Source organism: Sinomonas gamaensis, from assembly GCF_005876955.1.
In the GTDB taxonomy this organism is placed as follows: Bacteria; Actinomycetota; Actinomycetes; order Actinomycetales; family Micrococcaceae; genus Sinomonas; species Sinomonas gamaensis.
Window position 1 is genome coordinate 97,151 of sequence record NZ_SSCL01000001.1, and the last position, 25,474, is coordinate 122,624.

General features: G+C 68.5%; 24 protein-coding genes. 20 read left to right on the top strand and 4 right to left on the bottom strand.

The genetic code is table 11. The features are described 5' to 3' along the window. Positions 1-35 precede the first annotated feature (35 nt). The 11 genes from atpB (at position 36) to E5679_RS00510 (ending at position 11,388) form a co-directional block, all read left to right on the top strand. A complete protein-coding gene (atpB, locus tag E5679_RS00460) occupies positions 36-839 on the top strand; it encodes a F0F1 ATP synthase subunit A (RefSeq protein ID WP_138413143.1) in 804 nt (267 codons plus the stop codon). A 66-nt stretch (positions 840-905) separates the two neighbouring features. Then, the gene (gene atpE / locus E5679_RS00465; protein WP_138413144.1) at positions 906-1,124 is read left to right on the top strand and encodes an ATP synthase F0 subunit C; all 219 of its coding nucleotides are present in this window, start codon (positions 906-908) and stop codon (positions 1,122-1,124) included. 56 nt (positions 1,125-1,180) lie between these two features. Beyond that, a complete protein-coding gene (locus E5679_RS00470) occupies positions 1,181-1,729 on the top strand; it encodes a F0F1 ATP synthase subunit B (protein ID WP_138413488.1) in 549 nt (182 codons plus the stop codon). Further along, a complete protein-coding gene (locus E5679_RS00475) occupies positions 1,729-2,559 on the top strand; it encodes a F0F1 ATP synthase subunit delta (RefSeq protein WP_138413145.1) in 831 nt (276 codons plus the stop codon). Before E5679_RS00470 ends, E5679_RS00475 begins: the two co-directional genes overlap by 1 nt. A gap of 93 nt (positions 2,560-2,652) precedes the next feature. Next, entirely contained in the window at positions 2,653-4,290 is a 1,638-nt protein-coding gene (gene atpA, locus E5679_RS00480; protein ID WP_138413146.1) for a F0F1 ATP synthase subunit alpha, read from the top strand. 86 nt (positions 4,291-4,376) lie between these two features. After that, on the top strand, positions 4,377-5,267 hold the full coding sequence (locus E5679_RS00485) for a F0F1 ATP synthase subunit gamma (protein ID WP_138413147.1): 891 nt from the start codon (positions 4,377-4,379) through the stop codon (positions 5,265-5,267). A 64-nt stretch (positions 5,268-5,331) separates the two neighbouring features. Then, positions 5,332-6,783: a F0F1 ATP synthase subunit beta gene (atpD, locus tag E5679_RS00490; RefSeq protein ID WP_138413148.1), complete on the top strand. Its 1,452-nt coding sequence runs from the start codon at positions 5,332-5,334 to the stop codon at positions 6,781-6,783. A 1-nt stretch (position 6,784) separates the two neighbouring features. Then, entirely contained in the window at positions 6,785-7,066 is a 282-nt protein-coding gene (locus E5679_RS00495) for a F0F1 ATP synthase subunit epsilon (RefSeq protein WP_138413149.1), read from the top strand. A 9-nt stretch (positions 7,067-7,075) separates the two neighbouring features. Next, positions 7,076-7,507, top strand: a complete 432-nt coding sequence (locus tag E5679_RS00500; protein ID WP_138413150.1) for a DUF2550 domain-containing protein — start codon at positions 7,076-7,078, stop codon at positions 7,505-7,507. Positions 7,508-7,513: 6 nt separating this feature from the next. Then, entirely contained in the window at positions 7,514-8,845 is a 1,332-nt protein-coding gene (locus E5679_RS00505; protein WP_138413151.1) for an alpha/beta hydrolase, read from the top strand. Beyond that, a complete protein-coding gene (locus E5679_RS00510) occupies positions 8,842-11,388 on the top strand; it encodes a DUF2156 domain-containing protein (RefSeq protein ID WP_138413152.1) in 2,547 nt (848 codons plus the stop codon). Before E5679_RS00505 ends, E5679_RS00510 begins: the two co-directional genes overlap by 4 nt. Before the next feature lie 102 nt (positions 11,389-11,490). Here the strand turns inward: E5679_RS00510 and E5679_RS00515 are convergent, their stop codons facing one another. From E5679_RS00515 to nucS, 3 genes are all read right to left on the bottom strand, one after another. Then, the gene (locus tag E5679_RS00515) at positions 11,491-11,694 is read right to left on the bottom strand and encodes a cold-shock protein (RefSeq protein ID WP_138413153.1); all 204 of its coding nucleotides are present in this window, start codon (positions 11,692-11,694) and stop codon (positions 11,491-11,493) included. A gap of 300 nt (positions 11,695-11,994) precedes the next feature. Next, entirely contained in the window at positions 11,995-13,260 is a 1,266-nt protein-coding gene (locus E5679_RS00520; protein WP_138413154.1) for an N-acetylglucosamine-6-phosphate deacetylase, read from the bottom strand. A 43-nt stretch (positions 13,261-13,303) separates the two neighbouring features. Beyond that, positions 13,304-14,005 carry an endonuclease NucS gene (nucS, locus tag E5679_RS00525; protein ID WP_138413155.1) on the bottom strand — a complete coding sequence of 234 codons (702 nt, stop codon included), beginning with the start codon at positions 14,003-14,005 and terminating at the stop codon, positions 13,304-13,306. A 33-nt stretch (positions 14,006-14,038) separates the two neighbouring features. Between nucS and E5679_RS00530 the strand changes: the two genes are divergently transcribed. Together E5679_RS00530 and E5679_RS00535 are read left to right on the top strand one after the other, a co-directional pair. Continuing rightward, positions 14,039-14,395, top strand: coding sequence for an ATP/GTP-binding protein (locus E5679_RS00530; RefSeq protein WP_138413156.1), 357 nt, complete (start codon positions 14,039-14,041; stop codon positions 14,393-14,395). A gap of 18 nt (positions 14,396-14,413) precedes the next feature. Continuing rightward, the gene (locus tag E5679_RS00535; RefSeq protein ID WP_138413157.1) at positions 14,414-15,208 is read left to right on the top strand and encodes an alpha/beta hydrolase; all 795 of its coding nucleotides are present in this window, start codon (positions 14,414-14,416) and stop codon (positions 15,206-15,208) included. Between the two features lie 65 nt (positions 15,209-15,273). Here E5679_RS00535 and E5679_RS00540 read toward each other — a convergent pair whose 3' ends face one another. Next, entirely contained in the window at positions 15,274-16,527 is a 1,254-nt protein-coding gene (locus tag E5679_RS00540) for an AI-2E family transporter (RefSeq protein WP_138413489.1), read from the bottom strand. A gap of 169 nt (positions 16,528-16,696) precedes the next feature. Between E5679_RS00540 and E5679_RS00545 the strand changes: the two genes are divergently transcribed. The 7 genes from E5679_RS00545 to E5679_RS00575 all read left to right on the top strand — a co-directional run bounded on the left by E5679_RS00545 (position 16,697) and on the right by E5679_RS00575 (position 25,424). Continuing rightward, positions 16,697-18,400, top strand: coding sequence for a DUF8094 domain-containing protein (locus E5679_RS00545; protein WP_138413158.1), 1,704 nt, complete (start codon positions 16,697-16,699; stop codon positions 18,398-18,400). Positions 18,401-18,488: 88 nt separating this feature from the next. After that, a complete protein-coding gene (locus E5679_RS00550; protein ID WP_138413159.1) occupies positions 18,489-19,481 on the top strand; it encodes a tetratricopeptide repeat protein in 993 nt (330 codons plus the stop codon). A gap of 7 nt (positions 19,482-19,488) precedes the next feature. Beyond that, the gene (locus tag E5679_RS00555) at positions 19,489-20,286 is read left to right on the top strand and encodes an ABC transporter ATP-binding protein (protein WP_138413160.1); all 798 of its coding nucleotides are present in this window, start codon (positions 19,489-19,491) and stop codon (positions 20,284-20,286) included. Next, complete coding sequence (locus E5679_RS00560) at positions 20,271-21,848, top strand: transporter (protein ID WP_138413161.1); 1,578 nt, start codon at positions 20,271-20,273, stop codon at positions 21,846-21,848. The genes E5679_RS00555 and E5679_RS00560 overlap by 16 nt, the downstream gene beginning before the upstream one ends. 48 nt (positions 21,849-21,896) lie before the next feature. Then, on the top strand, positions 21,897-22,214 hold the full coding sequence (locus tag E5679_RS00565) for a DUF3039 domain-containing protein (protein ID WP_420821022.1): 318 nt from the start codon (positions 21,897-21,899) through the stop codon (positions 22,212-22,214). Between the two features lie 28 nt (positions 22,215-22,242). Then, a complete protein-coding gene (locus tag E5679_RS00570; protein WP_138413163.1) occupies positions 22,243-23,634 on the top strand; it encodes an MFS transporter in 1,392 nt (463 codons plus the stop codon). Next, positions 23,631-25,424 carry a DEAD/DEAH box helicase gene (locus E5679_RS00575; RefSeq protein ID WP_138413164.1) on the top strand — a complete coding sequence of 598 codons (1,794 nt, stop codon included), beginning with the start codon at positions 23,631-23,633 and terminating at the stop codon, positions 25,422-25,424. Before E5679_RS00570 ends, E5679_RS00575 begins: the two co-directional genes overlap by 4 nt. The last annotated feature ends 50 nt before the right edge of the window (positions 25,425-25,474 follow it).

Below are 25,474 nucleotides of genomic sequence, written 5' to 3' on the forward strand. Positions count from 1 at the left end.
TGCCCGACGAAGGACACTGCAAGAGAGGAAATGCGTTGACCCCGCTCACGCTTCCGGCTGCTGACAACAGCGGCACTTTCACACCTCCCACACTCGAAGATCTGCATCTCCCGGCGATCCTGCCGTGGGGCGCCGACGAGGGCTTCAACAAGCAGATGCTGTTGGTCGTGCTCTCCGTCGTCTTCATCGCGTGGTTCTTCATCGCGGCCTCGCGCAAGCAGAGCATGGTCCCCGGCAAGCTGCAGTTCCTCGGCGAGCAGCTCTACGGCTTCGTGCGCAACGGCATCGGCAAGGACGTCATCGGCGGCCGCGACTTCATGACGTTCGTCCCGCTGCTGTTCGCGCTGTTCTTCTTCATCCTCGTGAACAACATCTACGGCGCGGTCCCGCTCTTCCAGCTGCCGACGATGTCGCACGTCGGCGGCGCCTACTTCCTCGCCGGCCTCGTCTACGTCATCTGGATCGGCGTGGGCCTCAAGCGCTTCGGCCTCCGCTACCTCAAGCTCGCGGTCGTGCCCTCGGGTGTCCCGTGGTACATCATGCCGATCGTCGTGCCGATCGAGATCATCTCGAACTTCATCGTCCGCCCGATGACGCACAGCCTCCGTCTCTTCGCGACCATGCTGGCCGGCCACTTGGTCGTTGCCCTCGCGGGCTCCGGCATCGCGTTCCTCGTCGAGCAGGAGAACGTGGTCCTCAAGGGCCTGAGCGTGTTCGTGCTGGTCTTCGCCGTCGCCATGTACATGCTCGAGGCCCTGATCATGGTCCTCCAGGCGTACGTCTTCACGCTTCTGACCGCGATCTACATCCAGGGCGCGGTCGCGGCCGACGCCCACTGAGAATTCCCCTCCCCGGAGGGGGCACCCAACCCATCAACCTGCCTGCGGGCGATTGAAAGGAAGAAAATGAACGGCACGATCAACGGCAGCATCAACCTCATCGGCTACGGTCTCTCCGCCATCGGCGGTGCCATCGGTGTTGGTCTCGTCTTCGCGGCCTACATCAACGGCGTTGCCCGCCAGCCGGAGGCGCAGCGCGTTCTCCAGCCGCTCGCGTTCCTCGGCCTGGCCCTGACCGAGGCGCTCGCCATCCTCGGCCTCGTGTTCGCGTTCGTCCTCCGCTGAGCCGGACCGACCGAGGCGAGAACAAGCTACTTCAGTAGATAGGAGGGGTGGACAAGATGCATCAGTTTGTGGTGCAAGCCGCCACCGAGAGCGCCAGCCCGCTCGCGCCGAACTGGTGGGAGGTGCTCGTCACCGCCGTCGGCTTCGCCATCCTGCTCTTCATCGTGGTCAAGTTCGTCGTGCCGGCGTTCGAGAAGACCTTCGCCGCACGCGCTGAGGCGATCGAGGGTGGCATTGCCAAGGCGGAGAAGGCTCAGGCCGAGGCATCCGCTGCTCTCGAAGAGTACAAGCAGCAGCTCGTCGAAGCCCGCACGGAGGCCAACCGCATCCGCGAGGAGGCGCGCGCCGAGGGTGCCCAGATCCTTGCCGAGCTCAAGGAGCGCGCTGCCGCAGAGGCGGCCCGGATCACCGAGCAGGCCCACGCGCAGATCGAGGCGGAGCGCCAGCAGGCCCTCGTCTCCCTGCGCACCGAGGTCGGCTCGATGGCGACGACGCTCGCCGGCCGCATCGTCGGCGAGTCCCTGGACGACGACGCGCGCGCAAGCCGTGTGGTCGACCGCTTCCTCGCGGACCTGGAAGCCCAGAACGCAGGTGCGGCGAAGTAATGGCAGGAGTATCGAGCGAATCGCTGGCGAGCGCGCTGGCGGACCTGGAGACCAAGCTGCCCACAGCCTCGCTGTCGCTGGCGGATGAGCTCTTCGGCATCCTGCGGATCGTCGTCGCATCACCCGGCCTCCGCCGGGCGATGACCGACCCGTCCCGCGAGAGCGCGGACAAGTCCGCTCTGGTTCGGCGGCTCCTCGCGGGCAAGGCCTCGAGCGATGCGATCGAGATCGCATCGCGTCTGGCCGAGCTGCGCTGGGCGGATGCCCGGGACATCAGCGATGCACTCGAGACCCTGGCAGCGACTGTGGCCATCGCCGTCGCGGAGCAGCGGAGCGGCCAGTCCGGGCTCGGAGGCCTCGAGCGGCTCGAGAACGATCTGTTCTCGTTCAACCGCAACGTCGAGGACAGCCACGAGCTTCAGGCCGCGCTGAGTGAGCCCCAGGCGAGCCCGGAAGCGAAGCGGGCCCTCGCGCTCCGCCTCTCACCGGGTGCGTCGGAGGAGGCGCGCCTGCTGATCGGCCAGGCCGTCGCCGAGCCCCGTGGCCTGAAGGCCACTGAGCTGGTCAAGCGCTTTGCGGCGCTTGCGGCCAAGCGCCAGCAGCGGTGGATCGCCGAGGTGGCGGTTGCGCGGCCTCTGAGCGACGGCCAGCTCGACCGGCTTCAGATGGGACTCAACCGGCTCTACGGCCGCGAGCTCAAGATCACGACGACGGTCGACCCCCAGCTGCTGGGAGGCGTCCGCGTCACGGTCGGCGACGAGGTCCTCGATGCCTCGACGCTGGCACGGCTCACCGAACTGCGCCGCCAGCTGGCCGGCCAGGCCGGCTGAGGCGCCACAGCACACTTCGAACCAGACAACACGGTCATCACAGCCAGTACTGCACCGATGATGACCACGAGATGTAGAGAGCAGGGACTGCAGATGGCCGAATTGACCATCAATGCCGACGACGTCCGCGATGCACTGAACGAGTTCGCGGCGTCCTACGAACCCGGAACGGCCGAGCGTGTCGAGGTCGGCACCGTCATCCAGGCCGCCGATGGCATCGCGCGTGTCGAGGGCCTTCCCTCGGTCATGGCCAACGAGCTGCTTCGCTTCGAGAACGGCGTCCTGGGCCTCGCCCAGAACCTCGACGTCCGCGAAATCGGCGTGATCATCCTCGGCGAGTTCGCCGGCATCGAGGAGGGCCAGGAGGTGCACCGCACCGGCCAGATCCTCTCCGTGCCCGTGGGCGACGCCTTCCTCGGCCGCGTGGTCGACCCGCTGGGCCAGCCGATCGACGACCTCGGCCCCATCGCGGCAGAGAGCACGCGTGCGCTTGAGCTCCAGGCTCCGGGCGTGACGCAGCGCAAGTCGGTGCACGAGCCCATGCAGACCGGCCTCAAGGCGATCGACGCCATGATCCCGATCGGCCGCGGCCAGCGCCAGCTCATCATCGGTGACCGCCAGACGGGCAAGACGGCCATCGCGGTGGACACGATCATCAACCAGAAGGCGAACTGGGCTTCGGGCGACGCCACGAAGCAGGTCCGCTGCGTCTACGTCGCCATCGGCCAGAAGGCTTCGACGATCGCTGCCGTCCGGCAGACCCTCGAGGACCACGGCGCGCTCGAGTACACCACGATCGTGGCCTCGCCTGCGTCCGACCCCGCCGGGTTCAAGTACCTCGCTCCCTACGCCGGTTCGGCCATCGGTCAGCACTGGATGTACGGCGGCAAGCACGTCCTCATCATCTTCGACGACCTGTCGAAGCAGGCTGAGGCCTACCGCGCCGTGTCTCTCCTCCTCCGCCGTCCGCCGGGACGCGAGGCCTACCCGGGTGACGTCTTCTACTTGCACTCCCGCCTGCTCGAGCGCTGCGCCAAGCTCTCGGATGAGCTGGGTGCCGGCTCGATGACCGGTCTGCCGATCATCGAGACCAAGGCGAACGACGTGTCGGCCTACATCCCGACCAACGTGATCTCGATCACGGACGGCCAGATCTTCCTGCAGTCCGACCTCTTCAACGCCAACCAGCGTCCCGCGGTCGACGTCGGCATCTCGGTCTCCCGCGTCGGCGGTGCCGCCCAGGTCAAGTCGATGAAGAAGGTCTCGGGCACGTTGAAGCTCGACCTCGCGCAGTACCGCGATATGCAGGCCTTCGCGATGTTCGCTTCGGACCTCGACGCGGCGTCGCGCCAGCAGCTCACCCGTGGCGCGCGCCTCATGGAGCTGCTCAAGCAGGGCCAGTACTCGCCGTACCCGGTCGAAGAGCAGGTCGTGTCGATCTGGGCAGGCACCAACGGTCACCTCGACGACGTCCCCGTTGAGGACGTTCGCCGGTTCGAGGGCGAGTTCCTCGAGTACCTCAAGCACCGTACGTCCATCCTCACGACGCTGGCCCAGACCAACGTCCTGGAGGACGACACGGTCGAGGCGCTCAAGACCGCCGTCGCTGACTTCAAGCAGGGCTTCTTCGGCGAGGGCGACGACAAGCTCGTCGCTGCCGGCCACGAGGAGTTCCAGGCTCTCGCCGAGGGCGAAGTCGACCAGGAACGAATCGTCAAGCAGACGCGCTGATTCCAGTCGGTGCCCGCGTGGGGCCGTGAGCCGGGACAGACCGGAGCGCGGCCCCGCGGGGCAGCGATGGAGAGGAAAGGACAACCATGGGTGCCCAGATTCGGGTCTACCGCCAGAAGATCGCCTCGACGTCGTCGATGCGCAAGATGTTCAAGGCGATGGAGCTGATTGCCACCTCGCGCATCGGCAAGGCGCGTGCCCGTCTCGCCGCCTCCCTGCCTTACGCCCGCGCCATCACCCGGGCCGTCTCGGCTGTCGCTTCGACGACGGAGTTCGACCACCCCCTCACCACCGAGCGGGAGCACGTCCGCCGCGCGGCGGTACTGGTCCTGACTGCAGACCGCGGCCAGGCCGGTGCCTTCTCGGCAACCGTCCTCAAGCGGGCCGAGGCGCTCACCGAGCTTCTCCGTGGGGAGGGCAAGGAAGTCGCGACGTACATCGTCGGCCGCAAGGGCCAGGCCTACTTCGACTTCCGGAACCGGGAGTACGCTCAGGTCTGGACCGGCCAGACGGACAACCCGGAATTCTCGCGTGCACAGGAGATCCGCAACGTTCTCCTCGAGGCGTTCAGCGCTCCGTACGACGAGGGCGGCGTCGACGAGATCCATGTGGTCTACACGGCCTTCCGGTCGATGGTCGTGCAGGAGGCGAGGGTCATCCGGCTGCTTCCTCTCGAGGTTGTCGAGGAGAAGGCCTCCGAGGCCAGCGAGATCCTGCCGCTCTACGAGTTCGAGCCCGAGCCGGAGCAGGTGCTCGACGCGCTGCTGCCCCGCTACATCGAGTCGCGGATCTTCGCGGCCATGCTCGACTCGGCCGCCAGCGAGCTGGCTTCCCGCCAGCGCGCCATGAAGAACGCCGGCGACAACGCCACGGAGCTGATCCGGAAGTACACGCGACTGCGCAACACCGCCCGTCAGGCGGAGATCACGCAGGAGCTCACCGAGATCATCGCCGGTGCTGACGCGCTGAACGCCTGAGGCCGATCCGAGCTTCGGCCGACTGAATAGACTGACTACACGCCTAACTGGAGAAGTGAGAGACATGACTGCCACTGCCCCCGAAGCGGTTGCCACCGCCGGCGCGACGGGCCGTATCGCCCGAGTGATCGGTCCGGTGGTTGACGTCGAGTTCCCGGCGGACTCGATCCCGGAGATGTACAACGCGCTGACCACCGAGATCACTCTCGACGGCAAGACCCGCACGATCACGTTCGAGACCGCCCAGCACCTTGGCGACAACCTCGTCCGCGCCATTTCGCTTCAGGCCACTGACGGCCTGGTCCGCGGCACGAAGGTCCAGGACACCGGCGCGCCGATCTCGGTTCCCGTCGGCGACGGCGTCAAGGGCCACATCTTCAACGTCCTCGGCAAGCCGCTCGACGTCGACGAGTCGGAGATCCAGGCCTCCGACCACTGGCCTATCCACCGCAAGGCCCCGTCCTTCGCCCAGCTCGAGGGCTCGACGGAGATGCTCGAGACCGGCATCAAGGTCATCGACCTCCTCACCCCGTACATCAAGGGCGGCAAGATCGGCCTGTTCGGCGGGGCAGGCGTGGGCAAGACGGTCCTCATCCAGGAGATGATCACCCGCGTTGCCCGCAACTTCGGCGGTACCTCGGTGTTCGCCGGTGTTGGCGAGCGCACCCGCGAGGGCAACGACCTCTGGGTCGAGATGGACGAAGCCGGCGTCCTCAAGGACACGGCCCTCGTGTTCGGCCAGATGGACGAGCCGCCGGGAACGCGTCTCCGCGTGGCCCTCTCGGCTCTGACGATGGCGGAGTACTTCCGCGATGTCCAGAACCAGGACGTGCTCCTGTTCATCGACAACATCTTCCGCTTCACGCAGGCGGGTTCCGAGGTGTCCACGCTGCTCGGCCGCATGCCGTCTGCCGTTGGCTACCAGCCGAACCTCGCGGACGAGATGGGCGTTCTCCAGGAGCGCATCACCTCGACCCGTGGCCACTCGATCACGTCCATGCAGGCGATCTACGTTCCTGCTGACGACTACACCGACCCGGCCCCGGCCACCACGTTCGCGCACCTCGACGCGACGACCGAGCTCTCGCGTGAGATCGCCTCGCGCGGCCTCTACCCGGCCGTCGACCCGCTGACGTCCACGTCGCGCATCCTTGATCCGCAGTACATCGGCAAGGACCACTACGACACGGCCGTGCGCGTCAAGCAGATCCTCCAGAAGAACAAGGAGCTGCAGGACATCATCGCGATCCTCGGCGTCGACGAGCTCTCCGAAGAGGACAAGATCGTCGTGGCCCGCGCCCGCCGCATCCAGCAGTTCCTCTCGCAGAACACCTACACCGCGAAGCAGTTCACCGGTGTTGAGGGCTCGACCGTCTCCATCAAGGACACGATCGAGGGCTTCAAGGCCATCTGCGACGGCGAGGTCGACCACATCGCCGAGCAGGCGTTCTTCAACGTCGGCGCGATGGACGACGTCGAGCGCAACTGGGCCAAGATCCAGGAATCGACGAAGTAGCATGGCTGAACTCGAAGTCGAGATCGTGGCGGCGGACCACTTCGTGTGGTCCGGCGGCGCGAAGATGGTGAAGGCTCGCACGGCCAACGGCGAGATCGGGATCCTTCCCGGCCACACGCCGGTTCTCGCGGTCCTCCACGAGGGCCGCATCGAGATCCAGCCGCTGTCCGGCGAGCGGATTGCGGTGGATGCGGACGGCGGGTTCTTCTCGGTGGACAGCAACCGCGTGGTGATTGTTGCCGACAACGCCCAGATCAGCGAGTCAGTCGCGGGGACCCGTTAGCCCTCGTTGATGGACGATTCTGCTCTTCCGTTCATCGTCCTGGCAGCGGTCTTCCTGCTCCTTGCAGGGCTGCTCTGTGCCCTGGGGGTGCGCCGTTTCGTTCTGCGGCGCACCCTCGGCACCGTCGATGCCTCCATCAGCCTGTCCTCCGGGGCATGGCGGATGGGGGTTTGCCGTTATCAGGACACGGAACTCGAGTGGTTCGACCTTCTCTCCCTGAGTCCTCTTCCCAAGCGCCGCTTCACGCGCAGCGCACTTGTGCTTCAAGGGCGACGCAAGCCCACGGAAGCCGAGCGGCCCAAGGTTCAGGCCGACGTCGTCATCGTGGAGCTCACCCACCAGGGGAGCCCTGTCCGTTTCGCCATGGACTTCCGCGCCTATGCCGGCCTCGCCTCGTGGCTTGAGGCCGGTCCCGTCATCGGCGTGGGGACGTGGCGCTGACCGAGCATGGACGCCCTGTACCAGCTGAGAATCATCGACGGTCCCGTAGCCGTCGCGTGCTGGGCTCTGGGGGTGGCTGGCGCGGCGATGCTCCTGGCCCTCGCGATCGCAGGGCGTCGTCACGACTGGCGCCGGGGCGTGGTCCTGGCGGCTGTCACGTTTGTCCTCGCTGTGGTCCTGACCGGCGTGATCCACTGGATCCTGGTCGACCTGCTCAATGTCTTTCCTGAGGATCTCCCCGCCGAAGTCCTCACGGCGTCGGGATTCGGCGTCCTCGGTGTTCTGCTCGCTGTGCTCGTGCTGGTGCGGCTCGGCACCGCACGGCGCGCCTGGGGCCGGCGCGCCGTCGCTGTTCTCGCTGCCGCCGCGACCGTGCTGCTCTCGGGGCAGTTGGTGAACGCCTACTTCGGCCTCAACCGCACCGTGGCCGACCTCGCAGGCGTGTCCATCGCCCATGTGGCTCAGCTGGAGCCCGCCCTCGAGCGCTCCGGTTCGCGCTCGGTTCCGCTTGAGCACTGGCGCCGCCCGCCCGAGGGGCTGCCGCACACGGGCGACCTTCGTACCGCCCCCATCCCCGGTACGGTCTCAGGCTTCAAGGCCCGCCCCGCCTACATCTACCTCCCGCCGGCATACTTCGGGCCGACGCGGCCCGAGCTTCCTGTGCTGCTGCTGATGCCCGGCCAGCCTGGCAACCCCGCGGACTGGCTCTCCGGCGGGCGCCTGCGGGAGAAGCTGGACCTGTTTGCCGCGGAGCACGGCGGGATTGCTCCGGTTGCGGTCGTCGTCGATCCGCTTGGCAGCCCGTCGGCCAACACCATGTGCATGGACACCAAGCTGGGCGCCGCCGAGAGCTATCTGGTGCGGGACGTCATTCCCTGGATCAAGACGCACCTCACCGTCGCCACGAGCGCGGATCGCTGGGCCGCGGGCGGCTTCTCGTTCGGCGGGACCTGCTCGGTCCAGCTCCTCGCGAAGCATCCGGAACTTGTCTCGGGAGCGCTGGCCTTCGCAGCGGAGGAGGAGCCCGCCCTCGCGAAGGAGCGGTCGAAGACGGTCGATCTGGCGTTCGACGGCGACGAGGCGGCTTTCGACGCCCAGGTCCCCTCGCACTTTTTCGCCGCAAGCCGCCACGACGGCTTGCTCCTCTTCCTCGCCGCCGGGTCGAAGGACAAGGACTTCCAGCGTCAGGCCGCCGTGATCGGCGAGCACGCTGGCGCGTCAGGAGTGGAGGTCCATCACGCCCTGGCTGACGGCGAGGGACACTCGTGGGAGATGATCGCGAAGACGTGGCCGGAGGCCCTGAGCCTCCTCGCCCAGCGTTGGAGGCTCGCACGATGACGGCGGAGACGCGCGCCGCAGGGGGCCAGGCATTGGGCGCCGCCCTGCGCGACGTGACGGCGCGCTGGACCACGGCCCTTGGCCGCTACCCCGTCACCCTGATCCTCGTCGCCGTGTTCTGGTCTGTGGGGCTCGCCTCGGACAGCATCCTGTCGGGACCCAATCAGCAGCTGTACGACGTGGTGGGCGGCGATATCGCCTCCCTTCGTTCGGGGCAGTGGTGGGCGTTCGCCACGTCCATCTTCTTCGCCTCGAACCCCTTGGCCTACGTTGCCGGCACGCTGGTCCTGGCCGTGCTGGTCCCGATCTCCGAGCGAAGTCTGGGGCCCTGGCGGACCCTCGCGGTGTTCTTCGGCGGCCAGCTCGCCAGCCTCGTGGTGTTCTTCGCCGTGACGCAGTTGGCCAGCTGGTCGGGCGACGATTGGCTGGGGTCGATGGTGGACGTTCCCATCCTCGGGCCCTACCCTGCGGCACTCGTGTGCGGGGTGGCCGCGAGCAGTTCGCTGGGGACGCTCATGAGGCGCCGCGTGCGCGCCGCCGTTCTCGCCGTCGCCGGAATGCTCGTGCTGTACGTGGGGCATTCGGAGACTGTCCTGGGCCTCATCGGAGCCCTCGTGGGGCTCGCTGCGGGTTGGTGGTCCCGGGGCCCGGCCCATGATCGCCATCTCCGACTGCCCAGCATCCGCGAGCGTCGCAATCTGCTCGCGCTCTGCGTCGCAGTGGTGGCGGTGGGCCCAATTCTGACGGCCCTGAGCCGGAGCCCGAGCGGGCCGCTCGCGCTCGTGAGGGACATGGTGCTGAACCCGATTCCCGCGCTCACGCAGCTGCAGCAGGACTGCGGGGGATCCGTCGACGTCGCGTGTCTGCAAGCCGGCCAGCCCACGGTTCTCTCCCCGGCGGGCTACCTCACCGCCATCATGCCCGTCCTGATCCTTCTCGTGTGCGCGGAGGGGCTGCGGCGGGGCCGGTCTGTTGCCTTGCGGCTGGCGATCGTCGTCCAGCTTGCGACGGTCGCGCTCACGGCCGTTTACCTCGGCCTCTTCCTCCGCATTCCCTACCAGCCAGCTCGTGGCCGCTTCGGCGTCCTCGGCTCGGGCTTCGTCCACCTGCTCCCGGTGGCGCTCGTCGCCCTTCTGCTCGTTGTGGTGCTGTGGATGCACCGGGACCTGTTCCCCGTCGAAACGGCCCGCGGAATGCGCCGCCGACTCCAGCTCGCCGGCGCCGTCCTCGTTGGCGGCCTCGTGTCTCTGTACGCGATCCTGTGGCTTCAAGACGGCGGTCTGACGCGCCCGGGCGGACTCTGGGGTCTCGCCGAGGAGATCGTGCGTCAGTACCTTCCTTCGCCGATCCCCGTCAGCTACGGCCCGCTCTTCCGACACCGGGATGAGTTGGAGCTGTGGCTGTTCACGTACAGCGGGCTCGTCGTCTGGGCCGCCGCCCTGGTAGGGGTCAGCTTCGCGGTGCTCCGGGGCCAGCAGACGCTGGGCCGCCGCGACGACAGCCTCCATCTGGCCCGCCGGCTCGTCCATCGCGGGGGAGAGAGCCTTTCCTGGATGACGCTATGGCCGCCCAACCGCTTCTGGTTCGACGACCAGGCGACGGCGGGGATCGCCTTCCAGCAGCATGGCCGCGTCGCGCTGTCTGTCGGCGGTCCGATCGGAGCGCCGGGCAGGTGGCCGAACGTGCTCGAGGGGTTCATCGCCTACTGCTCCCGTCACGCGCTCGTGCCGTGCTTCTATTCGGTCACCGACGAGCATTGGCCGCTTCTGAGAGAACGCGGCTTCCGGCGCGTCGAGGTAGCGCAGGAGACGCGCCTGAGAATCCGCGAACTCGAGTTCAAGGGCAAGGACTGGCAGAACGTCCGGACGGCAGTGAACCGAGCACGGAAGCTGGGGGTCCGCACCGAATGGGCCCGCTACGCCGCCCTCAGCCCGCACCGGCGTTCCCAGCTGCACATCCTGTCGGAGGAGTGGTCGGCACGCAAGGCGCTGCCTGACATGGGCTTCACTCTCGGCGGGCTGGACGAGCTCAGGGATCCCGAGGTCCTGCTCTGCCTCGCTGTCGACGGCGAGGGCCGGCTTCACGGGGCGACGAGCTGGCTGCCCGTCTACAGCGAAGGCCACGTGGTGAGCTGGACGCTCGATTTCATGCGCCGGAGCCCAGATGGATTCCCGGGAGTCATGGAATTCCTCGTGGCGTCGGCCGTCGCGGAACTTCGTTCGTCCGTGGACACCATTTCCCTTTCGGGTTCACCGCTTGCGGCAGATCCCGCGGGCGAGCGCGCCGTTGTCGAGGGCGAGGACGAACTCCTGGGCCGCATTCTCGAGGCAACCGGACAGGCTCTCGAACCGATCTATGGCTTCCGTTCGCTCGCCCGCTTCAAATCGCATTTCCAGCCCGAGTATCGAGCGCTCTACATGTACTATCAGGACACTCTGCAGTTGCCGGCGATCGGGCGCGCCTTGGCGGAGGCCTACCTGCCTGGCCTCACGATGCGCCACCGCATGCGCCTGTTGCGAAGCCTCGTCGGGTCAGGCGATTAGTGACAAGACCTGTCACAAATGCGCCCTTCTATGACTTATCCACTGTGACAAACACGAGGGCCCCGGGGTGAACCCCGGGGCCCTCGTGTGAGGCAGGCTCGCTCAGAGAGCGATCACACCCGTCGCCTGGGGGCCCTTGGCGCCCTGGCCGATTTCGAACTCGACTCGCTGGTTCTCCTCGAGCGTGCGGAAGCCGTTCGACTTGATTTCCGAGTAGTGGACGAAGACGTCGCCATCGGCGTCGTCGGGGGTGATGAAGCCGAAGCCCTTCTCAGCGTTGAACCACTTCACGGTTCCCTGTGCCATATTTCCTGATTCTCCTGTGGATTGCCGATCGACGGCTCCCCGCTCTTTGCGGGGCGCCCAGTTACTCCGCGGGAAGAACCTGACACGCACTGGTTATCAGGAGCTTCGCGCTCGCAACGGTCTTGCGAGCAACTCTGCTAGCTGAACTGGCTGCTAGCTCACAGATACTGCTGACTACTCAAGACTGCCTATAGCCAATCATGCCGCGCATGCACGGTCAATGCCGTCGAAAGACAATGCACCAATTTCGAGCAAACAATTTCTGAATCAGACCGGCAGTTCCCGTGGAAGGGACTCGGACTAAGAGCTGACCGGCAGCGTGAGGGTATTCCCCTTGCGCACTACTGCGACGAGGCGCAGTTCAGAATCGGTGACCACAAGGTCGGCGCAGAGGCCCCGTCGCAGGCTTCCGAATTCGTCAGACCGGCCGAGCACGGCGGCCGGAACTGCCGTCGCGGACCTGACGGCCGATTCGAGGGGGACACCCGCCCCCACAGTGTGACGGACCACGTCCAGCAGTGTGCACGTCCCTCCAGCGATGGCGCCGGTTGCATCCAGGGTGGCGACGCCGTCCTGAACGGTGACTGGCGAGCCGCCGAGGGTGTAGGGCCCATCGCCGAGCCCAGCGGCCGCCATCGAGTCGCTGACAAGAGCGATGTTGCCCGCGCCCACGAGGTCGAAGACCATGCGGACCGTCGCCGGATCGAGGTGGACGCCGTCGGCAACTAGTTCGACGACGGCCCGATCGGCCGCAGCCGCCCGCAGGCAGGCCGCGACGGGGCCCGGTGCGCGGGGGAGGAGGGGAGGCATGGCGTTGAAGAGGTGAGTGACGGTGGGGACGGCCTCCTGGTCGTCGAAGCCGGCCGCTGCCAGCTCGTCCAGCTCCTCGCACGCTTGCGCGAGTGAGGCCTCCGCGGTCGCGGCGTCCGCGTCCGTGTGCCCGAGGGACGGCGTGACGCCATGTTCGATGAGCAGGTCGACGAGGGCGTCTGCGCCCGGGAGCTCGGGCGCGTACGTCATCGTCATCATCTTGCCGTCGGCGGCCTCGATGAGCTCTTGGGCGAGGCCCACATCGGGCTCGAGCAGATGATCGGGATTCTGGGCGCCGCAGCGCGTCGGCGAGAGGAACGGGCCTTCGAGATGGATGCCGCTGACGAGGCCCTCGCCATCGAGCCTCGCGAAGAGGCGAATGCCGCGCAGGAGCTCTTCGGGCGGGGCTGCGACGAGGCTTGCGAGGAGCGTGGTCGTGCCGGAGCGGTGGAGGAAGTCGAGGGCCTGGCGCACGGAGTCCTCGTCGGCGCTGGGGAAGTCGCCGCCCGCTGCGCCGTGACAGTGGAGGTCCACGAGCCCGGGGAGCAGGAGCGCGCCCTCGGGGACCTTCAATTCCTCGGCGCCGCTGAAACCGGCGCCACTGAATTCGTCCGTCGCGTCGAACCCGCCCGCGGGACCGGCGTACACGATCCGGTCGCCCTCGATGGCGACCAATCCGTCGTCGACCGCTTCCCCATCGGTCACAATCCGCCCGCGGGCGACGAGGCGGGGCTGGGGGGCGTCCGGCGAAGTCATACGACGATGATAGGCGAGGCAGACGCTGCCGCTCGGGCGGGCTTCAGAAGAGGCGCGACTCGCTGTCGTCGACGCCGCGCATCGCGTCGTAGTCCAGGGTCAGGCACTCGATCCCGCGGTCGGTCGCAAGGACGCGCGCCTGGGGCTTGATCTGCTGCGCGGCGAAGACGCCGCGCACCGGGGCAAGGAGCGGATCGCGGTTGAGCAGCTCGAGGTACCGCGTGAGCTGTTCGACGCCGTCGATGTCGCCGCGCCGCTTGAGCTCCACGGCGACCGTCTCGCCCTTCGCATCCCGCGCGAGGATGTCGACGGGTCCGATAGCGGTCGCGTACTCTCGCCGGATCAGGGTGAAGCCGTCGCCGAGCGTCTCGATCTGCTCGGCCAGCAGGCGCTGCAGATCCGCCTCGACGCCGTCCTTGATGAGGCCGGGATCCACGCCGAGTTCATGACTCGAATCGTGAAGATGCTCGTGGATGTTCACGATCAGCCGGTCGTCCGTCTTCGCCGACTGCACGGTCCACTGCTCGACGACGCCCTCGTCCAGGGTCCCGGACACGTCCTCGGCGGCCGTGACCCGGAGAGTGGCGGGCGGGCTCATCCAGTTGAGCGGCTTGTAGGAGCCTCCATCCGAGTGGACCAGCACCGAGCCGTCGGCCTTGACGAGGAGCAGTCGGGTCGCGAGGGGAAGATGGGCCTTGAGGCGGCCTTCGTAGTCCACGGAGCAGCGGGCAATGACAAGTCGCACCCGAGCACTCTACCGCCAAGAGAGAATGGGACCATGCCCCGGTCCAACCACCCCCGTCGTCCGCGCCGTGCAGGAAGGCCCCCGACGGCGCCGCGCCCCGCAGACGAGCGCCGCGACGAGGACGGCGAGGACTTCGACCTCGAACGGGTGCTCGCGGGCTTCGCGCGCCTCGAGTCGGCGCCCGACGGCGAGTGGCGGGTCCGTCAGGTGACCACCCGGAACGCGGCGAAGGACTACACCTGCCCAGGCTGCTCTCGCACCATCCCACCCGGCGTCGCGCATCTGGTCGTGTGGGCGGACGACCACCTCTTCGGCGAGGAGGCCGGCATTGCCGAACGCCGGCACTGGCACACGCATTGCTGGCGGACCCGCCGGTTCAAGTACCGCTGAGCGCCTAGGCTGGGGAGCATGCCCTTCGACCCCGCGTCCTATGAGTTCAGCCAGCCCGCCTCGCCCGCCGAGATCCGCGCGAACACCGTACTCCCGGCTCGGCGGGAGAACATCGAGCTGAAGACCGACGACGGGCTGACGCTCGTGGGGGAGCTGGCGGTCCCGGTAGACCGGGATCCCGTGGCGACGCTGGTGACCCTCCACCCTCTGCCCACTCATGGCGGGTTCATGGATTCGCACGTCTTCCGGAAAGCGTCCTTCCGGCTTCCAGCGCTCGCGGGAATCGCCGTCGTCCGCTTCAACACCCGCGGCACGTCGAGCCCCCGCGGCACGAGTGAGGGCCGATTCGAGGAGGGCGTGGGGGAGCGCGCCGATGTCGAGGCCGCGGTCCGCTTCGCGGTGGACCACGGCTTGCCGAGGCGCTGGCTGGTGGGCTGGTCCTTCGGGACGGAGCTCGCCCTCAAATATGGCGCGGTTCCCCCCGTGGAGCCCGAGATCGAGGGCGGGATCCTGCTCTCGCCGCCCCTGCACCGGGCAGGCGACGCGGACCTCGCAGTCTGGGGGTCCTCAGGCAAGCCCCTCACGGTGCTCGTGCCCGAGCACGATGACTACCTGCGGCCCGAGGAGGCCGCGAAGCGATTCGCGGCGGTGCCGCAGGCCCGCGTCCTGGGGGTCGGCGGCGCCAAGCACCTCTGGGTGGGGGAGAAGTTCGTCCAGCGCGTCCTCGGTGAGATCGTCGCCACTGTGACTGGGAATGAGGATCGGCCGCTGCCGACCTCGTGGGAGGGGCCAGTGGCTATCGCCGCGAGCTGATCCCCGCCGCTCCGGCCCCGCCCTGGGTTCCGCCGCTGCCGGGATCGGTCGCTGCCGGGACGCGGTCAGTGCTGGTCCTGCCGCGCGATGAACACCTCGCGGATGAGCAGCATGACCGCGGCCGCGGTCGGAATCGCGATGAGGGCTCCGAGGACCCCGAGCAGGCTTCCGCCCGCGATCACCGAGATGACGGCGACGGGCCCCGGTACGGCGACCGCTTTCTGCATGATGCGGGGCGAGACGAAGTAGGCCTCGAACTGGAGGTAGGCGAAATAGGCGATCGCGAGCACGAGCGCCACCTGCCAGCCTTCGGTGAGCGCGACGAGCACGATCGTGGTGCCCGCCACCACGCCACCCACAAGCGGGATGAAGGCGAGGAACCCGACGACGAAGGCCAGCAGGGCCGCGTACGGCACCCGCAGAATGGACATGACGATGAACGCGTAGGTGGCATTCAGCACGGCGACGCAGACTTGGCCGATCACGTAGTTGCCCACGGATCGCGTGATCTCCTCTGAGAGCGCCTCCACGCGGACGCGGCGCGAACGCGGGGCCAGCCGGTAGGCCCACGTCTTGATGGCAGGCAGGGCCGAAAGGAAGTACAGGCTCAGCACGAGGACCACGAGGGCGCCGAACGCCGAGTTCGCGATCGTCGTCCCGACCCCGAGCACGCCGCCGAAGACGTTCGAGACGGCCTCCGAATTCTGCCCGAACTTCTGCAGTTCGTCCGTGACGCGCTGCTTGATGCCGAACTGCTCGTCCAGGCTCTTGTACCAGTCCGACTGGACGATGCTGTTGATCCAGTCGGGGAAGGCGGAGACGATCTGCGCGATCTGGTCGACGAGCGTGGGGATGAGCGTGCCGAAGAAGGCCGCGAAGACCGCGAGGAGCGCCAGCAGCGTGATGGTGATCCCCGCCGCACGCGGCACCTTCCGGCCCTCGAGCCAACGCACCACAGGGTCGAGGCCGAGGGCGATGAAGAGCGCGCCGAGGATCCAGACGAGCAGCTGAGTGGTGTGCTGCGCGATATAGAACAGCGCGAGGGCGATGCCCACGCCGACGGTTCCCATGAAACCGACATAGATCGGGTGCTTGGGGGACATGCGCGGTCCCGGGCGCCCAAAGTCCCCCTCAGGGGGAAGCGGCTCGCTCGGAAGCTCCTGGAGCGGCGGCATCTGGAATCGAACGCGTGGCTGAGCGCCGGGAAACGGGCCGCGGAGCCGGTTTGCGAAGGACCGCATCTGCCCCCACCGCCGGGCGGCCCGAATGTGTTCGCCTTCGCCCTGTCCACCGGAGCCGGCAGCCGATCCGGACGCCATTCCGCTGGGTTCGTCTGCCACAGCTACTGCCCTCCCACGAGACCTGCGGCCACCCTACCAGCCGCGCTGTTCGGGGCTGGTGAGAGCGCACTGAGACGCCGACTCGGCCTTCAGGTCACGATTTGGTTACCATTGAGTGTTCGATTTCCCCTACCCGAGGTATTTTTCCGTGCGATTCAAGACCACAGCCGCACTCTTGCTGCTGGGCCTGATAGCTCTCGTGGCCGGCATCGGCCAGCTGACCTTTTGGGCGCCTCCTACTACTGTGACGGCCACTCTGCCGGCCGACACCAAGGCTGCCCCGCTGACCGTCATCGATACGAAGCTCCGCAATCTGCGCGGAGGGCAGGCCGACGTCACCATCAAGGGCGACGGCAACTTCGTCCTCGCCGCGGGTCGGCCGGATGACGTGGCGGCGTGGGTCGGCAAGACGGCCCACACCACGATCGACGGCGGATCCGCGGACGGCAAGCAGCTGACCGCGACCTACACGGCCGGCGATCCGACTGCTCCTTCGCCCGCAGGAGCCGACACCTTCGCCACGAGCCAAAGTGCCTCCGGGAGCTTGGACTACCACTGGGACCTGCCGGACGACGGCGCGTGGCAGCTTGTGCTCGCAACCGACGGGACCAAGCCCGCGCCCCACGACATCACCGTCACGTGGCCGAGCAATGCCACCACACCGTGGGCCGTTCCGCTCATCGTCCTGGGCCTCCTCCTGCTTCTCGCCGGCGCCGCCTTGATCGTCTTCCGCGGCCGGTGGCCCGGCTCCCCGCTCCGCTCCGCCGATGGCCGCCCGCGGACCTCAGTTGAACCCGGCAGCGGCGGCCCCACCACGCCGACGGCCGAGCGCCGCGCCGTGAGCCCCGCCGGGGTGCGGCGGGCCGGATCGGCGCTTGCCGCCGTCGTCCTCGCCCTGACGGGCGGGGCCGCGGCAGCGCAGGCTGCCACCACGCCCGCCCCCAGCCCGTCGACGGCTGCCCCGCAGTCGGCGTCGCCGCAGCAGAAGGTCGTCACGGACGAGCAGTTGCAGCGGATCCTGGACCAGACCGCAAACGCAGTCGCCGCGGGCGATCAGGCGAAGGACGCCAAGAAGCTCGAGCCGCGCGTCGCTGAATCGGCGCTGCTGGCCCGCACGCAGAACTACAAGATCCGTGCCTCGGTGGCTTCCGCCGCAGCCCTCACCCCGGTGCGCAGCTCGCGGCTCCTCACGAGCGTCGTGACGGTTGCCCGCAGCTGGCCGCGGACCGTTATTGCGGTGACCCAGGGCGACGGGAACACGACGCCGCAGATCCTCACGCTGCGCCAGGACGATGCGCGGGCAAACTACCGGCTGGTCGAGGCCTCGCCGCTCCTGCCGGGCTCCACGTTCCCCAACGCCCTCAAGGCAGGGGCCGCGCAAGTGCCGCTCGATGCGAAGACAGGCCTTGCGTACAGCCCGGCGGAGGCGCTGCGCGGCCTCGGCGACCGTCTGACCAACCCCGACGCGTGGGCGGACCGCATCCCCGAGAACGCCTACATCAAGGACACCCTCGGCTACGAGTCGGACATCGTGAAGGCGAGCCCGAACGGGAACCTGACCTTCGCCCACAACCCCACAGCGAATGACGCGGTGGCGTATCGGACGGCAGACGGCGGAGCGCTGCTCATTGCCCCGCTCGACTTCACGATCGACGGAACCCCGAAGGCGGAGGGCGACAAGCTCACGGTCGTCGAAGACGCCGCTGCTCTCGCGGGAGGCAAGGAGGCATCCACCAAGATGTCGCTCCAGTTCCGCGAATCTGTGGCGCTCTACATTCCGCCGGCGGGAGGGAAGCAGCAGCTGACCCTGGTTGGCGCGACCCGCAATCTGGTGGGCGCGAGCGTCAGCTGAGCTCTGTGAGGAGCTCCTGAGCGCGAGGGGCGGGCGGCACGTGCCGTCCGCCCCTCGCGCTGTCCGCGTCTCGCATTATGGTTGAGGCATGAGCGTTCCCGGTTCCCGCCAGCCCAGCCCTCTGCCGTCTATGAGCCTCCGGGGCGCCGTCGACCTTTCGGCGCTCAAGGCGCGAGCCACGGCCACGCCACCGCAGCATGCCGCGCACCCCACGGACAGCGCCCCAGGAGTGGGTGCCAACCGCACCGCCCCGGAAGGGGAGGCGCCCCCGGCGCTCGCCGTGGACGAAGCCAGCTTCCCCGAGCTCGTCCAGCTTTCGGCCCGCGTGCCCGTGCTCGTCCTCCTCTGGGCGCAGTATTCGCCCGAGTCCCAGCGTGTCCGAGACGACCTCGGCGCTCAGCTAGCCGGCTACGGCGGCCGGATCGCCTACAGCACTGCCGATATCGAGGCCTTCCCGCAGCTCGCCCAGGCGCTCGCGATCCAGGCCGTCCCTACGGCCGTCGCCTTCCTCAAAGGGCAGCCCATCCCGCTCTTCCAGGGAGCGGCGGCGCCCGCGCAGGTGAGCCAGCTGCTCGACGAGCTGCTCCGCGTCGCCGAGGCGAACGGAGTCACCGGAACGGTGGATGGCGGGCCCGCGCCCGAGCAGGCTGAGCCACCGCTTCCGCCCCGGCTGCAGGAGGCGTACGACGCGCTCGAAAAGGGCGACTACGCAGGCGCCGAGGAGGCGCTCACCAAGGAGCTCGCCGAGTACCCGGCAGACCACGAGGCCAAGGCGATGCTGGCCCAAGTGCACCTCATGGCCCGGGTCGAGAAGCTCGGGCAGGACGATGCGGAGCGGGCCCGCAAGGCGGCAGCCGAGTCTCCTGACGATCTCGAGGCGCAGCTCACGGTCGCCGATCTCGATGTGGTGGGCGGGCACGTCGAGGACGCGTTCTCCCGCATCGTCGCGTTCATCAGTCGGAACTTCGGTCCCGAGCGGGAGACGGCACGGGTGCGCCTCCTTGAGCTCTTCGAGGTGGTCGGCGCCGCCGACCCGCGCGTGAGCTCGGCCCGTCAGCAGCTCGCGCGGGTCCTTTTCTGACTCGGCCATGACGCTGCCCAGCTATCCCGTCGCACCAGCATCGGGATACCCCACTGACTCGGCGCTCTCGCTGCGCGGGCTCGTCAAGTCCTTCGGCGGGAAGACGGCCGTCAACGGCATCAGCCTCGAGGTGCCGACGGGGTCCTTCTTCGGACTCGTCGGCCCCAACGGTGCCGGAAAGACCACCACCCTCTCGATGGCCACCGGCCTCCTTCGCCCGGACGACGGAACCGCCGTTGTCCTCGGCGTGGACGTCTGGAAGGATCCCCTCGCGGCCAAGCGCCTCACGGGGGTGCTGCCGGACGGTGTGCGGCTGTTCGACCGGCTCAGCGGCGAACAGCTCATCACGTACGCGGGCCTTCTGCACGGTCTGGACCGACAGACCGTCGCCGGACGGGCGCGTGACCTGCTCGAGGCCTTCGACCTCACAGCGGATGCACGGTCCCTCGTGGTCGACTACTCCGCCGGCATGACCAAGAAGATCGCCCTGGCGGCCGCGCTCGTCCACGCGCCGCGGCTCCTTGTGCTGGATGAACCGTTCGAGTCCGTCGATCCGGTCTCGGCGGCCAACATCCGGGGCATTCTGGCGGACTACGTCCGCTCGGGCGGGACGGTAATCGTCTCAAGCCACGTCATGGATCTGGTCCAGCGCATGTGCGACCACGTTGCCGTCGTGGCCCAAGGCCGCATCCTGGCCTCCGGGACCGTGGACGAGGTGCGCGCCGGTTCCACCCTCGAGGACAGGTTCGTCGAACTGGTCGGGGGCCATGGGCCCACGGAGGGCCTCTCATGGTTGCACACCTGATCACCCTCAAGCTCCTGCTCCTTCGCAATGGGCTGCGCCGCAGCGTGGGTCAGCTCATCGGCCTCATCATCGCCGCCCTGTACGGCCTCGGTGTCCTCCTGCTCGCCGTGGTGGGTCTCATTGCGCTGCGTCTGGCCGACGTTGCGGTCGCCGGCCCGATCGTCGTGCTCGGCGGCTCTGCGCTCCTTGCAGGCTGGACCCTCGCCCCCATCTTGGTCTCGGGCGTGGACCTCACCCTCGACCCGTCCCGCTTCGCGCTGTTCCCGATTCCCCTTTCGCGCCTCGTCGTCGGGCAATCGGTGGCTGCCCTCATCGGAGTTCCGGGCGTCTGCACCACTGTGGCTCTGGCCGCCTCCACGGTCACGTGGTCGAGGAGCCCGGGCACGTTCGCCGTCGCCGTGGTGGGAGCGATCCTGGCGCTCGGCCTCTGCGTGAGCGCGAGCCGGCTCGTCGCGAGCGCGGTGACGGATCTGGCCTCGTCCCGCCGGTTCCGGGAGGCGAGCCGGATGGCCATGATGGTCCCGCTCGTACTTCTCGGACCGATCATTGCCCTCGCGGTCCGCGGCATGGAAACAAACCCGGATGCACTGCGTGGCCTCGCCGCCGTCCTCGCGTGGACTCCGCTCGGCGCTGCCTTCTCGGCGCCGGCGTCCTTCGCGGATGGTCATGCTCCCGAGGCCCTCGCTCAGCTGGCGATCGCCGCGGCATCCCTGTGGCTAGCCGTATGGGGCTGGGCTCACGCCCTCGGCCGGGCCCTCGTCGCACCGTCGGGCCGGGCCGCGCCCTCGGCACGGAGCGGGCGCCGGGGCCTGGGGCTCTTCGGCGTGATGCCCGCAAGCCCCGCGGGCGCCATCGCGGCCCGGTCGCTCACCTACTGGGTGCGGGACCCCCGCTACGGGACCGCCCTGATCATCGTGCCCCTCGTGCCCATCATCCTGTACTTCTCCTCGCTGCAGCGGCATCAGTCGGACGTCTTCCTCCTCTCCGGCCCGTTCGCCGCGTTCCTCCTGGCCTGGTCACTCGCCAGCGACATCTCCTACGACTCCACGGCGTTCTCGCTCCACCTCTCGGCGGGCGTTCGGGGTCGCGACGACCGGTGGGGCAGAGCGCTTGCGCTGCTGACGTTCGCGCTGCCGCTCGCGCTCGTCGTCGCCCTGGTCCCGTTCGCCATCTCGGGGCGCTGGAGCCTCCTTCCCGCCTACCTGGGCCTCGTTGTCGGCGTGCTGATGAGCGGAATAGGCCTTGCGTCGGTCGTCTCGGCCCGCTTCACTGTGACGGTGCCCCTGCCGGGGGAGAGCCCCTTCAAGCGCCCTGCTGGCAACACGGCCCAGACGTTCGTGGTGCAGTTCGTGGGGCTCATCGTGCTGGGCGTCCTTGTCCTGCCTGAGATCGTGCTGGTGGCGTTCGCCTCGACCACGGGGTCGGCAGGCTACGGCTGGGCAGGACTCGGCGTGGGCGCGGTACTCGGGGGAGCGCTCTTCTGGCTCGGCATCCGGCTCGGGGGAGTCTGGCTGGACCGGCGGGGTCCGGAGGTCTACGCCGCGCTCGTGAGGGCGGGCTGAGCGCGTTTCCCAGCCCCGCTGTCGGACCCCGTTGCTAGCATGGAATCCATGAGCACAGCTGACCCCTACGATCCGTACGCGAACGATCCGCGGGATCCTTCGACCTCGGGCTCGACCACGACGATCGAGCGTGAGGAGGTCCGCGAGGAGCTCGAACCGGGTGACCGCGAACGCTTCTCCCACTATGTGCGCAAGGAGAAGATCATGGAATCCGCCCTCACGGGCGAACCCGTGGTCGCCCTCTGCGGCAAGGTGTGGACTCCCGGGCGGGATCCGCAGAAGTTCCCCGTCTGCCCCACCTGCAAGGAGATCTACGAGGGCCTGCGGCCGGGCAACGACGGCAACAACAACGGCGACGACGCCTAAGTTGGCCTCGGGTGGGGCCCGAGGTGTCATGTCCCGCCCCTACCGCGGTCTGGTGGTGGGCCTCCTCGCGATCGTCACGTGCAGTGCCTTCGAGGCCATGGCCGTCACCACGGCCATGCCCGTGGTCGCCGCTGACCTCGGAGGGCAGCGGGCGTATGGCCTCGCCTTCTCGCTCTACCTGACCGCTTCGCTCGCAGCGACGGCCGCGGCCGGTCCCTGGTGTGACCATTCGGGCCCGCGTCCGTCGCTCCTGACTGGCCTCGGGCTCATGTGCGCGGGACTCGTCCTCTGCGGTGGCGCATGGGACTTCGGCGCCTTCACCCTCGGGCGGATGGTCTCCGGTGCCGGGGCTGGTTTCATGATCGTGCCCGTCTACGTGATCATCGGCCAGGCCCTCCCGTCTGCGCTGCAACCGGTCGTGTTCGGCTGGTTCTCCGCGGCGTGGGTCGTGCCCTCGCTCGTGGGGCCGTATGTCTCGGGGCTGCTGGCCGAGCACGTGAGCTGGCGGCCCGTCTTCTTCGGGGTTGCACCGATCGTGGTGGCTGCGGTGATCTTCATGTGGCCGCGGGTGCGTGGCCTGCGGGCGCCTGAGGAGAAATCGATGGCCTCGGGCGAAGGACGACGGCGAGCCCTCCTCGGCGCGGGTCTCGCCATCGGTGTCGCTGGGGCGCAGTGGGCGGCGCAGTCGTGGGTCGATCCGGCGCTTCGTGACGCCCTCACCCCCGTAGTGCTCGGCGTGGTGGGCCTCGCAGGGCTGGCCCTCGTCGTCGCCACGGTCCCGCGGCTGCTCCCCCCGGGCTCCCTCCGCATCGCACGGGGGCTGCCCGCCGTCGTCGTCGTCCGGGGCCTGCTCACGCTCGCCTTCTTCGGAGCAGAAGCGTTCATCCCGCTCATGCTCGTGGACCGCTACGGGCTTGAGCCGTCGATCGCCGGCCTCGCCCTGACAGGCGGCGCGCTCGGCTGGACCGCTGGCTCGTTCGCCCAGACGAAGGGCTGGCTCCCGCGGCCCATGTTCCTCGTCCTCGGCGCGGCCCTGCTGTTCGGCTGCATGCTCGCGGTCGCGGCGGTCGTTTCGGCCCATGCAGAGCCGTTCCTCCTCGCACTCGCATGGGCGTTCGCGGGCATGGGCATGGGACTGTCGATGTCCACGACGTCTGTGCTCGTCCTCGACCTGAGCGACGCGGCGGCGCGCGGAAGGAATTCGGCCTCCCTCCAGTTGGCCGATATGCTCGGTGGAGTGATTGGAACCGCCGGAGCCGGAACGCTGTACTCCCTGCTGCTCAACCCGGACAGAACCCCGGGCACAGGCGTTTTCACCCTTCTCGTCCTCGTCCTGGCTGTCTCCGCGCTCCTTGCCGCGGTCGCCGCCACCAGGACGCGAACGCCGTCGACCGCCGCCCGCGAGGCGGATCGCGCATGACGGACACTCTCTTCGGCGGCAGCCCGGACTCCTCCAGCTCGGCGGCCGCCCCCCAGCTTCCCCCTGCCTATCCGGAGCGCGCAGCCTGGGGCACGGCGCCCAAGCTGCGTGCCTGGCAGCAGGAGGCCCTGGACAAGTACCTCGCCCAAGCCCCGCGGGACTTCCTCGCCGTCGCAACCCCCGGCGCCGGAAAGACCACGTTCGCCCTCCGCATCGCGTCCACCCTCCTGGAGCGCGGAGTCGTGAACCGGGTGACCGTCGTGGCGCCAACGGATCACCTCAAGCGTCAGTGGGCCGACGCCGCCGCCCGGGTGGGCATCGCGATCGACCCCAACTTCAAGAACTCGGACGGCCAGCACGGGCGGGACTTCCGGGGCGTTGCGGTGACCTATGCCCAGGTGGCGAGCAAGCCCCTTCTCCACCGCGCCAAGACCGAGGCTGCGCGGACCCTCGTGATCCTTGACGAGATCCACCACGGCGGCGAATCCCTCTCGTGGGGCGACGGCCTGCGCGAGGCCTTCGACCCCGCTGTGCGGCGGCTTGCCCTCACGGGAACGCCGTTCCGGTCGGACACCTCGCCGATCCCGTTCGTGGACTACGTCGAGGACAAGGACGGCATCCGACGGTCCAAGGCCGACTACACGTACGGGTACGGTCAGGCGCTCCGCGACCACGTGGTGCGGCCCGTGATCTTCATGGCCTACTCGGGACAGATGCGGTGGCGCACGAGCGCGGGCGAGGAGATGGCCGCGTCCCTCGGCGAAGCTGCCGTGACCAAGGACGTCACCGCTCAAGCGTGGCGCACGGCTCTGAACCCCCAGGGGGAGTGGATCCCCGCAGTGCTCGCAGCGGCCGACCGTCGACTCACGGAGGTCCGGCGCACTGTGCCCGACGCGGGCGGACTCGTCATCGCCACCGACCACGACGACGCGCGGGCCTATGCCGGCCAGCTGAAGAAGATCACCGGGCAGTCGCCCGCCATCATCCTCTCCGACGACGCGAAGGCCTCGAGCCGCATCGAGGAGTTCTCCGAGGGCGACGCGCGCTGGATGGTCGCGGTGCGCATGGTGTCAGAAGGCGTCGACGTGCCGCGCCTTGCCGTCGGCGTCTACGCGACCTCGACCTCGACACCTCTGTTCTTCGCGCAGGCCGTGGGGCGCTTCGTCCGTGCACGACGGCGGGGGGAGACCGCGTCCGTCTTCCTGCCTTCCGTGCCACAGCTCACCGCGCTCGCCAACACCATGGAAGCCGAGCGCGACCACGCGCTGGATCGCCCGTCGTCGGACGAAGACGGCCTCATGGACCTCGAGGAGTCGCTGGTCGACGAAGCGAATCGGGAGGAGAAGGCCTCCGACACGCTCACGAAGGGCAAGTACGAGGCGCTCGAGTCGCAGGCCGCGTTCGACAGGGTCCTGTTCGACGGCGGCGAGTTCGGGACCGGCGGAGAGATCGGCTCGGACGAGGAGCTCGACTTCCTCGGCATCCCGGGCCTGCTGGACGCGGACCAAGTCGCGACGCTCTTGCGGCAGCGCCAGCAGGAGCAGGTGTCGCGGCGCAGAGTGCCCAGCTCGTCGCCAGCCGGTATTCCGGACCACCGGCGGCTCATGGACCTCCGGAACGAGCTCGCCAAGAATGTGTCGGCGTGGAGCGCCCGAACGGGGACTCCCCACGGCGTGGTGCATACAAAGCTCCGCGAGACGTGCGGCGGTCCCGCCGTGGCGCAGGCGAGCGAGGAGCAGCTTCGTGCCCGGCTCAAGAAGCTCCAGGAGTGGTTCATCGGCCGCGGCTGACAGCCCTTACGGGGTCCCCCTCCGGTTGCGCCGTCACCTTTGCGGGGTGC

Bases quoted from the DNA above. Each gene is read 5' to 3' on its own strand.
- atpE (WP_138413144.1), top strand. From the start codon at position 906: ATGAACGGCACGATCAACGGCAGCATCAACCTCATCGGCTACGGTCTC.
- E5679_RS00470 (WP_138413488.1), top strand. From the start codon at position 1,181: ATGCATCAGTTTGTGGTGCAAGCCGCCACCGAGAGCGCCAGCCCGCTC.
- E5679_RS00475 (WP_138413145.1), top strand. From the start codon at position 1,729: ATGGCAGGAGTATCGAGCGAATCGCTGGCGAGCGCGCTGGCGGACCTG.
- atpA (WP_138413146.1), top strand. From the start codon at position 2,653: ATGGCCGAATTGACCATCAATGCCGACGACGTCCGCGATGCACTGAAC.
- E5679_RS00485 (WP_138413147.1), top strand. From the start codon at position 4,377: ATGGGTGCCCAGATTCGGGTCTACCGCCAGAAGATCGCCTCGACGTCG.
- atpD (WP_138413148.1), top strand. From the start codon at position 5,332: ATGACTGCCACTGCCCCCGAAGCGGTTGCCACCGCCGGCGCGACGGGC.
- E5679_RS00495 (WP_138413149.1), top strand. From the start codon at position 6,785: ATGGCTGAACTCGAAGTCGAGATCGTGGCGGCGGACCACTTCGTGTGG.
- E5679_RS00500 (WP_138413150.1), top strand. From the start codon at position 7,076: ATGGACGATTCTGCTCTTCCGTTCATCGTCCTGGCAGCGGTCTTCCTG.
- E5679_RS00505 (WP_138413151.1), top strand. From the start codon at position 7,514: ATGGACGCCCTGTACCAGCTGAGAATCATCGACGGTCCCGTAGCCGTC.
- E5679_RS00510 (WP_138413152.1), top strand. From the start codon at position 8,842: ATGACGGCGGAGACGCGCGCCGCAGGGGGCCAGGCATTGGGCGCCGCC.
- E5679_RS00515 (WP_138413153.1), bottom strand. From the start codon at position 11,694: ATGGCACAGGGAACCGTGAAGTGGTTCAACGCTGAGAAGGGCTTCGGC.
- E5679_RS00520 (WP_138413154.1), bottom strand. From the start codon at position 13,260: ATGACTTCGCCGGACGCCCCCCAGCCCCGCCTCGTCGCCCGCGGGCGG.
- E5679_RS00530 (WP_138413156.1), top strand. From the start codon at position 14,039: ATGCCCCGGTCCAACCACCCCCGTCGTCCGCGCCGTGCAGGAAGGCCC.
- E5679_RS00535 (WP_138413157.1), top strand. From the start codon at position 14,414: ATGCCCTTCGACCCCGCGTCCTATGAGTTCAGCCAGCCCGCCTCGCCC.
- E5679_RS00540 (WP_138413489.1), bottom strand. From the start codon at position 16,527: ATGGCGTCCGGATCGGCTGCCGGCTCCGGTGGACAGGGCGAAGGCGAA.
- E5679_RS00550 (WP_138413159.1), top strand. From the start codon at position 18,489: ATGAGCGTTCCCGGTTCCCGCCAGCCCAGCCCTCTGCCGTCTATGAGC.
- E5679_RS00555 (WP_138413160.1), top strand. From the start codon at position 19,489: ATGACGCTGCCCAGCTATCCCGTCGCACCAGCATCGGGATACCCCACT.
- E5679_RS00560 (WP_138413161.1), top strand. From the start codon at position 20,271: ATGGTTGCACACCTGATCACCCTCAAGCTCCTGCTCCTTCGCAATGGG.
- E5679_RS00565 (WP_420821022.1), top strand. From the start codon at position 21,897: ATGAGCACAGCTGACCCCTACGATCCGTACGCGAACGATCCGCGGGAT.
- E5679_RS00570 (WP_138413163.1), top strand. From the start codon at position 22,243: ATGTCCCGCCCCTACCGCGGTCTGGTGGTGGGCCTCCTCGCGATCGTC.
- E5679_RS00575 (WP_138413164.1), top strand. From the start codon at position 23,631: ATGACGGACACTCTCTTCGGCGGCAGCCCGGACTCCTCCAGCTCGGCG.